This is a genomic window from Nonomuraea sp. JJY05, from assembly GCF_043496855.1.
Taxonomy (GTDB): Bacteria; Actinomycetota; Actinomycetes; order Streptosporangiales; family Streptosporangiaceae; genus Nonomuraea.
Window position 1 is genome coordinate 95,990 of sequence record NZ_JBIEIS010000032.1, and the last position, 14,726, is coordinate 110,715.

13 protein-coding genes are annotated in these 14,726 nt (G+C 71.9%); 9 read left to right on the forward strand and 4 right to left on the reverse strand.

Translation table 11 applies throughout. The features are described from left to right. Nucleotides 1-5: 5 nt before the first annotated feature. The 7 genes from ACFKCF_RS40150 (at nt 6) to ACFKCF_RS40180 (ending at nt 8,836) form a co-directional block, all read left to right on the forward strand. Nucleotides 6-2,057 (forward strand): sensor histidine kinase, encoded by a 2,052-nt coding sequence (locus ACFKCF_RS40150; protein ID WP_394500558.1) that lies wholly within the window; start codon nt 6-8, stop codon nt 2,055-2,057. Nucleotides 2,058-2,111: 54 nt separating this feature from the next. Continuing rightward, nucleotides 2,112-2,807 (forward strand): hypothetical protein, encoded by a 696-nt coding sequence (locus ACFKCF_RS40155; RefSeq protein ID WP_394500559.1) that lies wholly within the window; start codon nt 2,112-2,114, stop codon nt 2,805-2,807. Then, the gene (locus ACFKCF_RS40160; protein ID WP_394500560.1) at nt 2,804-3,679 is read left to right on the forward strand and encodes a LysR family transcriptional regulator; all 876 of its coding nucleotides are present in this window, start codon (nt 2,804-2,806) and stop codon (nt 3,677-3,679) included. The genes ACFKCF_RS40155 and ACFKCF_RS40160 overlap by 4 nt, the downstream gene beginning before the upstream one ends. Before the next feature lie 70 nt (nt 3,680-3,749). Then, the gene (locus tag ACFKCF_RS40165; RefSeq protein WP_394500561.1) at nt 3,750-4,934 is read left to right on the forward strand and encodes a site-2 protease family protein; all 1,185 of its coding nucleotides are present in this window, start codon (nt 3,750-3,752) and stop codon (nt 4,932-4,934) included. Between the two features lie 106 nt (nt 4,935-5,040). After that, complete coding sequence (locus ACFKCF_RS40170; protein ID WP_394500562.1) at nt 5,041-5,649, forward strand: dihydrofolate reductase family protein; 609 nt, start codon at nt 5,041-5,043, stop codon at nt 5,647-5,649. Between the two features lie 195 nt (nt 5,650-5,844). Beyond that, a complete protein-coding gene (locus tag ACFKCF_RS40175) occupies nt 5,845-7,401 on the forward strand; it encodes a polysaccharide lyase family 1 protein (RefSeq protein WP_394500563.1) in 1,557 nt (518 codons plus the stop codon). 142 nt (nt 7,402-7,543) lie between these two features. Further along, nucleotides 7,544-8,836 carry an ArsB/NhaD family transporter gene (locus ACFKCF_RS40180; RefSeq protein WP_394500564.1) on the forward strand — a complete coding sequence of 431 codons (1,293 nt, stop codon included), beginning with the start codon at nt 7,544-7,546 and terminating at the stop codon, nt 8,834-8,836. On the opposite strand, the gene ACFKCF_RS40185 is transcribed toward ACFKCF_RS40180, so the two are convergent. Genes ACFKCF_RS40185 through ACFKCF_RS40200 form a run of 4 tightly spaced genes read right to left on the reverse strand, consistent with a single transcriptional unit; the run spans nt 8,829 to nt 13,037 of the window. Beyond that, the gene (locus tag ACFKCF_RS40185; RefSeq protein ID WP_394500565.1) at nt 8,829-9,287 is read right to left on the reverse strand and encodes a DUF1348 family protein; all 459 of its coding nucleotides are present in this window, start codon (nt 9,285-9,287) and stop codon (nt 8,829-8,831) included. The genes ACFKCF_RS40180 and ACFKCF_RS40185 overlap by 8 nt on opposite strands. Nucleotides 9,288-9,308: 21 nt before the next feature. Continuing rightward, a complete protein-coding gene (locus tag ACFKCF_RS40190; RefSeq protein WP_394500566.1) occupies nt 9,309-11,543 on the reverse strand; it encodes a xanthine dehydrogenase family protein molybdopterin-binding subunit in 2,235 nt (744 codons plus the stop codon). A 28-nt stretch (nt 11,544-11,571) separates the two neighbouring features. Continuing rightward, entirely contained in the window at nt 11,572-12,543 is a 972-nt protein-coding gene (locus ACFKCF_RS40195) for an FAD binding domain-containing protein (RefSeq protein ID WP_394500567.1), read from the reverse strand. Continuing rightward, complete coding sequence (locus ACFKCF_RS40200) at nt 12,540-13,037, reverse strand: (2Fe-2S)-binding protein (protein WP_394500612.1); 498 nt, start codon at nt 13,035-13,037, stop codon at nt 12,540-12,542. The genes ACFKCF_RS40195 and ACFKCF_RS40200 overlap by 4 nt, the downstream gene beginning before the upstream one ends. A gap of 117 nt (nt 13,038-13,154) precedes the next feature. Here ACFKCF_RS40200 and ACFKCF_RS40205 point away from each other — a divergent pair, with 117 nt between their 5' ends. Together ACFKCF_RS40205 and ACFKCF_RS40210 are read left to right on the forward strand one after the other, a co-directional pair. Beyond that, complete coding sequence (locus ACFKCF_RS40205) at nt 13,155-13,817, forward strand: TetR/AcrR family transcriptional regulator (RefSeq protein WP_394500568.1); 663 nt, start codon at nt 13,155-13,157, stop codon at nt 13,815-13,817. Between the two features lie 8 nt (nt 13,818-13,825). Further along, complete coding sequence (locus ACFKCF_RS40210; protein WP_394500570.1) at nt 13,826-14,581, forward strand: DUF429 domain-containing protein; 756 nt, start codon at nt 13,826-13,828, stop codon at nt 14,579-14,581. Nucleotides 14,582-14,726: the final 145 nt, after the last annotated feature.

The window sequence follows — 14,726 nt, forward strand, 5'->3', positions numbered from 1 at the left end:
ACGGGATGGCTGGGGGATTCGCCGAGGTCGCCGATGACGAGAAGGCAGCACGGGGGGCGAGAGCCGCTGCCGTGACCATGGCGGTGGTGTCACCGGCGCTCACCGTGGTCGCGCTGCTGATCTGGGCCGGGCTGCCCGACGAGTGGACGCCCGCGCGGACGGTGTCCCCGCAGACGGCCGCCGCGCTGACGTTCCCCGCGGTCGGCGCGTTCCTCATCTTCCACCGGCCCCGCCTCAACCTGGCGTGGCTGATGTGCGCGGGTGGCCTGGCCGCCGCCGTCAGCGACTTCGCGCAGGCGATGATGTTCCGGGCCGCCTCTCACGGAGACCTCGTCCTCGCGGGCTACCTGCGGCTGCCGGCCCAGCTCGGCTGGGCGGTGTGCGGCTTGACGCTCACGATGGTGCTGCCGCTGTACTCGCCCGACGGCCGCCTGCCCTCGCCGCGCTGGCGTCTCGCCCTGGCACTGGGCGCGGCCTCCATCACGACCGACTTCCTGCGCGGCGTGTTCCGCGTGCCGCCACCGCTCGAGAGCTACCCGTACCCCCAGGTCATCCCGAACCCGCTGCAGATCCTCGCGCTGGCCCCGTACGCGGAGACGGTCTCCGTGCTGGCCTGGACGGGCATCTACGTCGCCATGGCGCTGTCGGCGCTGTCGCTGGCGGTGCGGCTGCGGCACGCGGACTCCGTCACCAGGCGGCAGATCGGCTGGCCGCTGCTGGCGTTCGCCGGCTACATCGTGTTCCTGGTCATGGCCGCGTTCGTGCGCGAGTTCGGGTGGATCGCGTTCGGCTGGGCGGCGATCATCCCGGTCGCGATGGCGTTCTCGGTGATGCGCTACCGGCTCTACGGCATCGACACGGTGATCAGCCGGGCGTTCGTGGCCGCCGGCGTGGTCGCCGTGGTCAGCGCCGTGTACTTCGGCGCGGGCGCGCTGTCCGGCCTGCTCGTCTCCGGCTACGGCCAGGTGGCCGGGATCGCCGCCGCGCTGTTCGCGGGCGCCTTCTTCCAGCCGCTGCGGCGGGCGCTGCAGGGGGCCGTGGACCGGCTCCTGTACGGCGCCGTCGGCGACCCGGGCGTGCTGGCCGAGCGCCTGACCCAGGCGGTCCGGCGCGGCGATCCGGCCAAGGCGCTGACCTCGGTGGTGAGCGTGCTGCGCGACGGCCTGGCGGTCGAGGGCGTGGCCGTGGAGGTGGCCGACGGCGAGCCCCGCTACGTGGAGAACGGCCGGGTGGGCCCGGATCCCCGCGAGGTGCCGCTGGTCTGGCACGGGGAGCGGGTCGGCCGCCTGCTCGTCGGCCCGCCGGGCCCGCGCCGCTTCCCCGCCGCGCACAACGAGCGGGTGCTGGCCACGCTCACCCCGTACGCCGCGGACGTGGCGCACGCGGTGCGGATGGCGGCGGACCTGCAACGTTCCAGGGAGCGCATCCTGACGACCAGGGAGGAGGAGCGCCGCCGCCTGCGCCGCGACCTGCACGACGGGCTCGGCCAGACGCTCTCGGCCATGGCGATGACCATCAACATGGCCAGGCTCAGCCTCAAGAAGTCCCCGGAGGCCGCCGACGAGCTGCTGCGCGAGCTGCACACCGGCATGGGCGCGGTCACGGGGGACATCCGCGAGCTCGTCTACGGCCTGCGCCCGCCCGCCCTCGACGACCTGGGCCTGGCCCGCGCGATCGGCGACCTGGCCGGGCAGTCGTCGCCGCCGGCCGAGGTCGAGGTGCAGGGCGAGCTGTCGGAGCTGCCCGCGGCCGTCGAGGTGGCGGTCTACCGCATCATCCAGGAGGCGCTCACCAACGTCCGGCGGCACGCCCAGGCGTCCAGCTGCCGGATCGTCCTGCAGCGGGAGCGGTCGGTGCTGCGCGTGCTGATCGCCGACGACGGCAAGGGGCTGCCCGAGGAGCACCGTGCGGGCGTGGGGCTCGGCTCGATGCGCGAGCGGGCGGCGGAGCTGGGAGGGATCTGCGTGGTCGGCGGCGAGCCAGGGGCCGGGACGCGCGTGGAGGTCATGCTGCCGCTGCTGACCGCGCCTCCGGCTGACATGAGCGTTCACTCATGACGTTCGCGCAGCTCGGTATTGGTGTTCATGCCTCTGCCGCCGCATAGTGGGCGCATGAAGTCCTCGCTGAAGGTCGCGATCGTCGGCGACTACGACAAGACGTTCGTCCCGCACGTGGCCACCGACAACGCGCTGGGCCACGCCGCCGATCACCTGGGCGTCGGGATCGAGGTCCGCTGGCTGGCCACCGAGCCGCTCGAATCCGACCTGTCCGGCGTGCGGGCCGCCGACGTGCTGTGGTGCGCCCCGGGAAGCCCGTACCGCAGCCTGCGCGGCGCGCTGGCCGCGCTCCGGCACGGCCGCGAGCAGGGCGTGCCCACCCTGGGGACGTGCGGCGGCAGCCAGCACGTGGTGATCGAGTACGCCCGGCACGTGCTCGGGTTCGAGGACGCGCAGCACGCCGAGTACGACCCGTACGCGTCCAACCTGTTCGTCTCCGAGCTGGCCTGCTCCCTCGCGGGCCGGACCATGCCGGTCACGCTCACGCCTGGCTCCCTGGTGGCGGGCCTGTACGGGGAGAGCGAGGTCAAGGAGGAGTACTACTGCAACTTCGGCCTCAACCCGGCCCACCAGAGCACCCTGCACGAGGGCGGCCTGCGCGTGACGGGCGTCGACGAGAGCGGCGAGGCCCGGGTGCTGGAGCTGCCCGGCCACCCGTTCTACCTGGCCACGCTCTTCGTGCCGCAGACGAGATCGCTGCCCGGACATCCGCACCCGCTGGTCGTGGGGCTGCTGCGCGCGGCGCTATGACGTTCACCCAGCTCAGAATCCTGCTGGCGGTCGCGCGTACCGGCAACATGACCCGCGCGGCCGAGGAGCTGAACACCACGCAGTCCGCGGTCAGCCACGCCATGCGCAGCCTGGAGAGCGAGCTCGGCCTGTCCCTGCTCGTCAGGGGCAGCCACGGGGTGAGCCTGACCGCCGGCGGGCGGGCCGTCTGCCACCGCGCCACGCTCATCCTCACCCAGCTCGAAGCGCTGGAGCAGGAGGTGGCCGCGGCGCGTGGGGCGGACACCGGCAGCCTGCGCGTGGGCGTCATCCCCAGCGCCAACGCGCGCCTGCTGCCGCGGATCCTGCGGGCGTTCGGGGAAGCCCATCCGCGCGTGCGGCTCATCGTGATCGAGGGGTCGGACGGGGAGGTGCTCGACTGGCTCCGGACCGGCGCCGCCGACGTCGGCACCGTCTCGGCCGGCGCCGTGGCCCCCGACGCGGCGGGGCTGGTCACCCACCCGCTGGCCACCGACCGGATGCTGGCCGTCCTGCCCACCGGTCACGCCCTGGCCGTACGTGGTTCCGTGCCGGTCGCCGAGCTGGCCAGGCACCCGTTCATCATGTCGACGGGCGGGTGCGAACCGCTGATCACGGCTCTGGCGCGGGAGGCCGGGGTGAGCCTGCGCTGCCACTATCGCGTCCGCGACACCAACAGCATCCTCGCCATGGTCGCCGAGGGGCTCGGCGTGACCGTCGTCCCCGAGCTGTCGCTGCCCGACCACCACCCGGGCGTCCACGCGGTCCCTCTCGAACCGGCCTCCGAGCGCACCGTCCTGCTGGCACTTCCGGCCGACCCGCTCCCCGCGGCCACCGCGTTCGCCCAGCTGGCGGGGGTGCTCAGCGCCTCCTGAACCGGGCTTGGGGTGCGCTTTTGCGGGCAGGGTGCGCTTGAGCGAACAAATCCAGCCGCAGGGAGGCGAGATGCGTTCATCCATCCCTTTGGGCCGCATCGGGGGCGTGCGGGTGGGGCTCAACATCAGCGTGTTGGTGATCGTCGCGATCCTGGTGTTCGGGCTGGGCTTCGGACGGTTCCCCGCGGTCTTCCCCGGCTACCCGCCGGCCGCCTACGTGCTGGCCGGGGTGGTGGCGGCGGTGCTGTTCATGGCCTCGCTGCTCGCGCACGAGCTGGCGCACGCGCTCGTGGCCCGGCACGAGGGCGTCGAGGTGTCGCGGATCACGCTCTGGCTGCTGGGCGGGGTCGCGGAGCTGCGCGGCGAGCCGCGCTCGCCGGGGGCGGATCTGAAGATCGCCGTGGTGGGGCCCGCGACGAGCCTGCTGGCAGGAGTGATGTTCGGGGCGGTCGCCTTTCTGGTCTCCGGGGCGGCGCTGGCCGGTGGCATGTTCGCGTACCTGGCCGGGGTGAACGTGCTCCTCGCCGTGTTCAACCTGGTCCCGGCCGCCCCGCTGGACGGCGGGCGGGTGCTGCGGGCGATCCTGTGGGCGCGCTGGCACGACCGGTCGCGGGCGGCGATCGCCGCGGCCCGGGCCGGGCGCTGGTTCGGATATGCGCTCATCGCGATCGGCTTCCTGCAGGTGGTCACCGGGCGCAGCTTCGACGGGCTGTGGCTGGCGCTGATCGGCCTCTTCCTGGTCAACGCCGCCAGCGCCGAGGAGCAGCAGACCCGGCTCGGCACCGTCCTGCACGGGGTCCGGGTCGTGGACGCGATGTCGCGGCACCCCGTGACCGCCTCGCCGGACGAGACCGTGTCCGGGCTCATCGACCGGGTCGTGATGCGGCACCATGTGTCCACGTATCCGCTGGTCGCCCCGGACGGGACCTTCGCCGGCCTGGTGACGCTCAACCGGATCCGCCGGGTCGAGCCGGATCGGCGGGGCACCACCCGGCTCGCCGACATCTCCTGCCCGCCGCAGGAGGTGCCGCGGGCCCGGCCCGACGAGCCGCTGACCGACCTGCTGGCCAGGATGGAGGGGAGCGCCGACGGGCGCGCGGTCGTGCTCGACTCGGCCGGGCGGCTGATCGGCCTGCTGACGCCCACCGACATCAGCCGGACCATCCAGATGGCGGACCTGCGCGCCACGCTGTCGGGGCCGCGCGGCGCCGACCTCGCCCCGCCGTACCACGGTCACCACCGCGACGCCGCGTAGCCACTTTCGCGACCTTAGGGAAGCCGTAAGGAATCCTTAAACGGTGTCCGCCAGGCTGAAGGCACAGAAAGACGGAAGACCTTCACGGCGAGATGGAGTGGCGAAAATGGCGAGCAAGCTGGTGGTTTCGACCTTCCTGTCCCTGGACGGCGTCATGCAGGGTCCCGGCGGGCCCGGCGAGGACGACTCCAACGACTTCCCGCACGGCGGCTGGCTCCCGCCGTACGTGGACGAGGGGTTCGGCCGGATCATGGGCGAGCAGTTCGAGCGGGCGGACGGCATGCTCCTGGGCCGCAGGTCGTACGACATCCTCTCCTCGCACTGGCCCGACGTGCCCGACGAGGAGGGCGGCGCCAAGATCAACGGCATGGCCAAGTACGTCACCACGAGGACGCCGATGACGGCCGAGTGGCGCAACACGCAGGTGCTGGTGGGCGAGGCGGCCGAGACGGTGGCCGAGCTCAAGAAGAACACCGACGGCGAGATCATCGTCCAGGGCAGCAGCGACCTCATCCGCACGCTGCAGCGGGCCGAGCTGATCGACGAGTACCGCCTGCTGGTCTTCCCCGTCATCCTCGGCGAGGGCAAGCGGCTGTTCGCCGAGGGGACCGCCCCGGCCGGGCTGAAGCTCACCGGATCGACCGCCACCGACGCCGGCGTCGTCTACGTCACCTACGAGTGGGCCGGCAAGCCCTCCTACGGCGTGGTCGAATAGCGCGGCACTCTTACAAGCGCTTGCAAAATACTGCAACAAAACTGCACAGCCTTCGCATTGACTCGCCTAACAATCGGTTGCATAAAGGTGTGAAGCGCGCGAGCTCATACCCACGCAGGCGGGACGCGTCCGGTCACTCTCACCACCGGAGGCAACACAGTGCGCAATGGCAAAGCACGCAAGATCCGCTCAGGCATGGCCGCGCTCGCAGCCGGGGCGCTGGTGCTGATGGGGGCGCTGGGACTGCCCGGCGCGTCCGCCGCGACGCTGTTCGCGGACGACTTCGAGGACGGGAACGCCACCGGCTGGTCGAGGTCCGGGGGGAGCTGGTCGGTGGTGGCCGACGGTTCCCAGGCGTACCGGCAGTCCGGCACCAGCGCGGACGCCCGCGCCGTGGCCGGCACCGGCTGGAGCGACCAGGCGGTGCAGGCGCGCGTCAGGCCGATCGCGTTCAACGGCGCCGACCGGCACGTCGCGGTCCTGGCCAGGGCGCAGAGCACCAGCAGCTACTACTTCCTCGGGCTGAGCAACGCGGGCTCGGTCGTCCTGGGCAAGCGGGCCGGCGGCAGCCCGGCCACGCTCGCCACGGCCGCGACCACCGTGACCGCGGGCACCTGGTACACGCTCCGGCTCGAAGCGTTCGGCACGACCCTGCGCGGCTTCGTGAACAACGTGCAGGTCGTCTCGGCGACGGACTCCTCCTACGGCTCCGGCGGGGCCGGGCTGGCCGGCTACTACGCCAGCGCCTCGTTCGACGACGTGCTGGTGACGGACATTGGCGGGCCCACCGAGCCGCCGACCAGCCCCACACCGCCGCCGCCCGGCACGTGCTCCATCGCCGGCGCGCCCACCGGGTTCGCCTCGGTGAACGCCTGGGGCCAGAACGGCACCACGGGTGGCGCCGGCGGCCCCACGGTCGAGGTGGACACGGCCGCCGAGCTGATCTCCGCGATCGGCCAGAGCGGCCCGCTGAACATCTGCGTCAACGGGATGATCACGGTTCCGGCCGGCATGCACAACGTCGCCTCCGACAAGACGATCGTCGGCATCGGGGCGAACTCGGGCATCACCGGCGGCGGGTTCAACATCGGCCTCCCCGTGGACGACGCGGTCACCTCGCCGCCCGCCGGCGCCGTGCACAACGTCATCGTCCGCAACCTGGTGTTCAGGAACGCCACGGACGACTCGATCAACGTCCAGATGTTCAGCCACCACGTCTGGCTCGACCACAACGACCTGGCCAGCGGCTATGACGGGCTGATCGACATCAAGCGTGGCTCCTCGTACGTCACCGTCTCCTGGAACCACGTCCACAACCACATCAAGACCATGCTGCTCGGCCACGACGACGGCAACGGCGCGCAGGACGTCGGCCGGCTGAAGGTCACCTACCACCACAACTGGTTCGACCGGACGCCGCAGCGCAACCCGCGCGTGCGCTTCGGGGAGCCGGTGCACGTCTTCAACAACTACTACGTCTACAACACCGACGTCGGCGTGGCCTGCCAGGCGAACGCCGGCTGCCTGGTCGAGGGCAACTACTTCGAGCGGGTCGAGGAGCCGGTGAGCAATCACTACGCCGGCCCCGCGGGCAGGTGCGTCGCGCGGAACAACGTGTTCGTCGACGAGTCCGGCACGCCCGACTGCGGCGGCAGCGTGCAGGAGCCGAGCTCGTACTACGGCTACACCCTGGACGACCCGAACACGGTGAAGGCGGCGGTCACCGCCGGCTCCGGCGTCGGGAAGATCTGACCACCTCCACGGGCCGCCGCCCGGGTGCCCGAGCGGCGGCCCGTGGCGCATTTTGATATGTTCCTGATGGGTGTGCCGGGAAGTCTGGTCGGCGGTTTTGTCGTCGTTCCCGGAGTCTGTCCCTCATGCTCATCGAGTCGCCATGACCGCCACCGCCTGGATGGCGGTGGCCGCCTTCCTCTTCGCCTACACGCTGATCGCCACCGAGAAGGTGCACCGGGTCGCGGCGGCGCTCGGCGGGGCGGGGGTCATGCTGCTGATCCACGCCACCGACGGGAGCGCGGCGTTCTTCGACGAGCACACCGGGATCGACTGGAACGTCATCTTTCTGCTGCTCGGCATGATGATCATCGTTGGTGTCCTGAAACAGACCGGGATATTCGAATATTTGGCGATCTGGTCGGCCAAGCGGGCTCGCGGGCAGCCGTTCCGGCTCATGGCGCTGCTGATCGTGATCACCGCCGTCGCCTCCGCGCTGCTGGACAACGTCACCACCGTGCTGCTGATCGCCCCCGTGACGTTCCTGGTGTGCGAGCGGCTGGCGCTGCCAGTGGCGCCGTACCTGATCGCCGAGGCCATGGCGTCCAACATCGGCGGCGCCTCCACGCTGGTCGGCGACCCGCCGAACATCATCATCGCCAGCCGCGGCGGCCTGACCTTCAACGACTTCCTCGCGCACATGGCACCGCTGATCGTCGTGCTGGTGGTGGTGTTCGTCGGGCTGTGCCGGTGGTTGTTCAGGGCGTCGTTCAGCTACGACCCCGAGCGGGTCGCGGAGATCATGTCGTTGAACGAGCGGGAGGCCATCGCCGACCGCAAGCTCCTGTGGCAGTCGCTCGCCGTGCTGGCCCTGGTGATGGCCGCGTTCGTACTGCATCCCGTGCTGCACTACGAGCCCTCGGTCGTGGCGCTGCTGGGCGCGGGGGTGCTGGTGGCGGCCACCAGGGTGACGACCGAGGAGGCCATCCGTGAGGTCGAGTGGCCGACGCTGGTGTTCTTCGCGGGGCTGTTCGTCATGGTGGGGGCGCTGGTGGAGACCGGGGTGATCGGCCAGATCTCGAAGGCCGCCGCCGAGGCCACCGGCGGCCGGCTCGGCCTGACCACGATGCTGCTGCTGTGGGTCTCGGCCGGGCTGTCCGCCGTCGTGGACAACATCCCGTACGTCGCCACCATGAGCCCCATCGTGGCCGACCTCGTCCAGGCCAACGGCGGCAACGGCCCCGCCCAGGTGCTGTGGTGGGCGCTGGCCATCGGGGCCGACCTGGGCGGTAACGCCACGGCCGTGGGGGCGGCGGCCAACGTCGTCGTCATCGGCATCGCCGCCCGCAACGGCACCCCGATCAGCTTCTGGCAGTTCACCAAGTACGGGTTGGTCGTCACGCTGGTGACCGTCACGCTGTCGGTGCCCTACCTGTGGCTGCGTTACCTCATCTGAGCGGCAGCACGTCCACGCCCTGCTCGTCGTCGCCGCGCGGCCCGAAGATGCGCCGCTCGCTCTCCTCGATGCGCACGTCGTTGATGCTCGCCTCCCTGCGCCGCATCAGCCCCGACTCGTCGAACTCCCACTGCTCGTTGCCGTAGCTGCGCCACCACTGCCCTGAGGCATCGCGGCACTCGTACTGGAACCGGACCGCGATGCGGTCGCCCAGCACGGCCCACAGCTCCTTGCGAAGGGCGTAGTCCAGCTCCCGCGCCCACTTGCGGCCCAGGAACTCCCTGATCGCGTCGCGGCCGGTCAGGAACTCGTCGCGGTTACGCCACACCGAGTCCTCCGTGTACGCGAGCGCGACGCGGTCGGGGTCGCAGGTGTTCCAGGCGTCCTCGGCGGCCTGCACCTTGACGCGCGCGGTCTCCTCGGTGAACGGCGGGACGGGCGGGCGTGACATGGTCGCCTCCTCGGCACGGCTTCAGAGAGGCAGCAGCTTATCGAGCGTGATCGGCAGGTCCGTGACACGTTTGCCGGTGGCGTGGCGCACGGCGTTGGCCACGGCCGCGCCCACGCCCGTGATGCCGACCTCGCCCACCCCGACCAGCCCCAGCGGCATCGTCGGGTCCGGCTCGTCCAGGCAGTGGATGTCGATGCGCGGGATGTCGGCGTGCACGGGCACGTGGTAGTCGGCCAGGCTCGCGTTGACGATGCGCCCGGTGCGCGGATCGACCAGAGTCTCCTCCGACAGCGCCAGGCCGATGCCCATCACGATGCCCCCGCGCAGCTGGCTGGCCACCGTCTTCGCGTTGATCACGGTGCCGACGTCGAACACGCCCGTCCAGCGGGAGACCCGTACCTCGCCCGTGTCGCGGTCCACCCGCACCTCGCAGAAGTGCGCCCCGGACGCGGCCTTCACCCACCGGCTGCGGTCGCGCAGGGTCTTCGCCATGAACCTCAGCATGCCGCCCCCGGCCGCGGCCTCCAGGTGGTCGCGGCCCGCCCGGGTCAGGATCGCCGCATATGTCTCGCCCCTGGACCCCTGGTAGAGCCCGCCGTCGCGGGCCTGCGGATCGCTCACGCCGCGCAACGGGGAGTCCGGCGACTTCCGCGCCAGGTCGAGCGCCGAACGCCGCAGCTTGCGGCAGGCCTCCAGCACGCTGGCCGCCGCGCTCGCCGTCTGCCCGGAGCCGCCCGCCATCGGGCCTTCGGGGAGGTCGGAGTCGCCGATCTCGACGCGTACCGACTCCAGCGGCACCCCCAGCTCGTCCGCGGCGATCTGCGCCTGCACGGTCGCCGCGCCCACGCCGATCTCGTGCAGGCCGCACCGCACCACGACCCCGCCGTCCGCGCCCAGCCGCACGGTGACGCTCGCCGGGAGCTGGAACGCCGGGTGGTACGCCGACGCCACCCCCATGCCGACCAGCCACCGCCCGTCGCGCATCGAGCCGGGCCGCGGATCGCGCTCGCGCCACCCGAACCGCTCGGCCCCCACCTCGTACGCCTCGCGCAGCAGGCGGTGCGCGAACCGTTTGCCGTCCATCGGGTTGCGCGCCGGCTCGTTGAGCATCCGCAGCTCGATCGGATCCATGCCCAGCTCGCAGGCCAGCTCGTCCACGGCCGACTCCAGGGCGAAGGTGCCGATGGACTCGCCCGGGGCCCGCATGAACGTGTTGGAGATCAGGTCGAGCTGGACGAGGCTCTGGCGCAGACGGATGTTCGGGGAGTCGTACAGGTGCCGGGAGGCCGAGGTGATCTGCTCGCCTCCGCCGCCGACCCGGCCCGTCCTGGCGACGCTCGTGTGGATCAGCGCGGTCAGCCTCCCGCCGGGGTCCGCGCCCAGCGCGACCCGCTGGGTGCTCGGGGTCCGGCCGCCGACCGTGTGGTAGACGCCCGCCCGGGTGAGCGCCAGCCGTACCGGGCGCTTGGTGGCCCGGGCGGCCAGCACGGCGAGCAGCGTGCCCGCCCACACCGAGCCCTTGCCGCCGAACCCACCGCCCACGTAAGGGGACAGCACGCGGATGTTCCGCTCGGGAACGCCGAACCGCTGCGCGAGATGGCTGCGCATCCACGCGATGCTCTGCGTGCTCTCGTGCACGGTCAGGCGGTCGCCGTCCCATACGGCGGTCGTCGCGTGCGGCTCGATCGCGTTGTGGTTGTGCGGCGGCGTGGTGAAGCGCAGGTCCACCGAGACCGCCGCGGCCGCCAGCGCCGCCTCCGCGTCCCCCTTGTTCGCCGCCGCCGGCATCAGCGCGTTGCCCTTCTGCGGGGTGGCGTTCGGCTCCTCGGCCGCGAAGTCCACCACGGCGGGCAGCTCCTCGTACGTGATCCGCACCAGGCCCGCCGCGTGCCGCGCGGCCTCGGGCGACTCGGCCACCACGACCGCCACGGGCTGGCCGTTCCAGTGCACCTCGTCCGTGGCCAGGTAGTTGACCGACGTCCCGATGACCATCGTGCTGAGGTTCAGCAGGCTCCGGGAGGGCGCGGGCTTCATGGCGGGGGCGTTCTCATGGGTGAGAACCTCGATCACGCCCTTCGCCGCGCGTGCCGCGTCCGCGTCGACGGCGGTGATGCGGCCCCGGGCGATCGTGGAGTGCACGAGCGCGGCGTGGGCGAGGTCCGGGTACGGGTGCTCGGCCGCGAAACGCGCCTGCCCGGTGGTCTTGGCCCGGCCGTCGAGCCGGTCGACGGGACGGCCGACGTACTTGATGCTCATGCCGCCGGCTCCCTCAGCGTCTTGATGGTCATGCCAGCTCCCTCAGCGTCGCCATGATCGTGGTCCTGGCCAGGGCCACCTTGAACGCGTTGCCCGGCTGGACGGTCGCGGGCGCCAGCTCGGCTTCGGCCGCCCGGCCGAACGCCTCCTCGGTCGCCGGGCCGCCGACCAGGACCCCCTCCGCCTCGCGGGCCCGCCACGGCTTGGTCGCGACGCCGCCCAGCGCCAGGCGGGCCGCCGTCACGGTCCCGTCCCGGACCTCCAGCGCCGCCGCCACCGAGACCAGGGCGAACGCGTACGACGCCCGGTCGCGCACCTTGCGGTAACGGGAGTTGGCCGCGACCGGCGCGGGCGGCAGCTCGACCGCCGTGATCAGCTCGTCGTCGGCCAGCGCGGTCTCGACCTGCGGCGTGTCGCCCGGCAGCAGGTGGAAGTCGGCCAGGGCGATCCGCCGCGTGCCGCGCACGCTCCGCACCTCGACCGTGGCGTCCAGGGCGGCCAGCGCCACGCACATGTCGGACGGATGAGTGGCGATGCAGCTCTCGCTCACGCCCAGGACCGCGTGCCCGCGGGTGAACCCGCCGAGCGCGTCGCAGCCGCTGCCCGGCTCGCGCTTGTTGCAGGCGTGCGCCTGGTCGTAGAAGTAGTTGCAGCGGGTCCGCTGGAGCAGGTTGCCGCCGACGGTGGCCATGTTGCGCAGCTGGGGGGAGGCGCCGGCGAGCACGGCCTGCGACAGGACGGGGTAGCGGGCGCGGACGCGACGGTCGGCGGCGAGCGCGCTGTTGCGTACCAGCGCGCCGATCCGCAGGCCGCCGCCGGGCAGCTCGTCCACCTCGTCGAGCGGCAGGCCGGTGAGGTCGACCAGCTTTTCCGGACGTTCGATGCCCTCGCGCATGAGGTCGACCAGGTTCGTGCCCCCGCCCAGGAACTTGACGGCGGGGCCGGCGGCCTCCAGGGCCTCGTCGAGGTCGAGCGGCTTGACGTACGCGAACGGCTTCATGACGCCTCCTGCGCGGCGACGTCCTTGATGGCGTCGAGGATGCCGTTGTAGGCGCCGCACCGGCACAGGTTCCCGCTCATGCGCTCCCGGATCTCGTCATCGGTGAGCTCGGTGCGCTCTGCCGCGGGGGTGACGGCACTGGGCATGCCGGCCGCATATTCGGTCAGCATGGCGACGGCCGAGCAGATCTGGCCCGAGGTGCAGTAACCGCACTGGAACCCGTCATGGCGCACGAACGCCTCCTGCATCGGGTGCGTGCCCTCTTCGCCCTTCGCGATCCCCTCGATCGTGGTGATCTCCTTGTCCGCGTACTGCACGGCCAGGGCCAGGCAGGCGTTGATCCGCACCCCGTCCGCGAGAACCGTGCAGGCGCCGCACGCGCCCTGGTCGCAGCCCTTCTTCGGGCCGGTCAGCCCGAGGTGGTCGCGCAGCGCGTCGAGCAGGCTGACCCACGGCTCGATGTCGAGGGTCCGGGCGACGCCGTTCACCCGCATCCGTATCTCGGTCACACGCTTCTCCCCTCCGTAGGATGCCGACGCTAACAGAACGGTGTTTCCTTAACAAGAGAACGTCGTCCTCTAAAGTCTGGGTCACCTATGCTGGAGCGCGACATGAAGCGGGCATTCGTCCGAGCCAGGCGGCCGGAGCACAAGCAGCAGCGGCGCGAGGAGATCCTCGTGGCCGCCCGCGATCTCGCCCTGACCTCCGGGGTGCGCAACGTCAGCCTGGGGGCGGTCGCGGAGGCCGTCGGGCTGGCGAAATCCAACATCATGCGATATTTCGGGACTCGCGAGGAGATCTACCTCATCCTGGCCGCCGAGGAGTGGCGCCAGTGGGCTGAGGCCGTCACCACCCGCCTCGAAGCCGCATCGGAGGGGGGCGCGTCAAACGGGGTCGCGGCCGCTCTGGCGGAAACCCTCGCGGACCGGCCCCTCCTGTGTGACCTCCTCAGCCAGACCGCGACCACCCTGGAACACAACGTCTCCATCGAGGCGGCCCGCACATTCAAGCGCGCCATCCTGGCCGTCATCGCCGACGTGGGCGAGCAGGTCGCCCGGCTCACGGGCCTGACGGTCGGCGAAGGGGTCGAACTGGTCTCGGCCGCCACCGCCCTGGCCGGCATCCTCTACCCCATCGCGAACCCCTCGCCGATGCTCGCCGAGCTCTACGCCCAGGACCCCGACATCGCCGCGACCTGCCCCGACTTCCTCCCCACCCTGATCCGCGCCCTCAAGGCGCTGCTCGCCGGGCTCCCCACGCTCAGAGAGGACTGAGCCCGCGGATGGTGACCGTCGGCGTCGATCTCGCCGCGGAGGCGGTGCGAACCGCGGTGGCCTGGCTCGACTGGCCGGCCGGGCGCGCGCGGCTCGTCGGGGTGGTGACCGGGGCGGACGACGCCCTGATCGTCGAGGCGATCATGGCCGCGGACAAGGCAGGGATCGACTGCCCGTTCGGCTGGCCCGACCGGTTCGTCGACTTCGTCACCGCCCACCGCGCCGGTCACGTCCAGGTGCCGCCGGGCCTGGCGGGCCGGGCCTGGCGCCGCGATCTGGCGCTACGGGTCACCGACCAGGTCGTACACCAGCAGACCGGCCTGACCCCGCTGAGCGTGTCGGCCGACCGCATCGCCCACGCCACCATGCGCTGCGCCGCCCTCCTGGCCGAGCTCGCAGGAAGGGGCCGGCCGGTCGATCGGCGCGGCGCCGGGGCCGTCGTGGAGGTCTACCCCGCGGCCTGCCTGAAGCGGTGGGGCCTGCCGCACCGCGGCTACAAGCGTGCTGCCAACCTCGCCGAGCTGGGCCATCTCGTGGACCGGCTCCAGGAGGCGGCGCCATGGCTCGATCTGGGTGAACACGAGCCCCTCTGCCGGGCCTCGGACCACGCCACCGACGCCGTCGTGTCGGCCCTCGCCGCCCGCGCCTCCGCCCTCGGCCTGGTCACCGTACCGACGGGAGAGCAGGCGGGCGCGGCGGCGACGGAGGGCTGGATCGCCCTGCCCACCACGCCCCTGGACCGCCTCGCCACCAACGACCGGTGACCCTCGACCAGCCCTTGATCACCTGCTCCCGGAACGCCGCCGAAGGGACGTCCCAGCAAGGTGGTCCTGGAGGAGATGCACAACTCCTGCACCGCAGGCGGCATCATCCGTAGTTGTACTCTGTACATATCGCCATATATGTGCA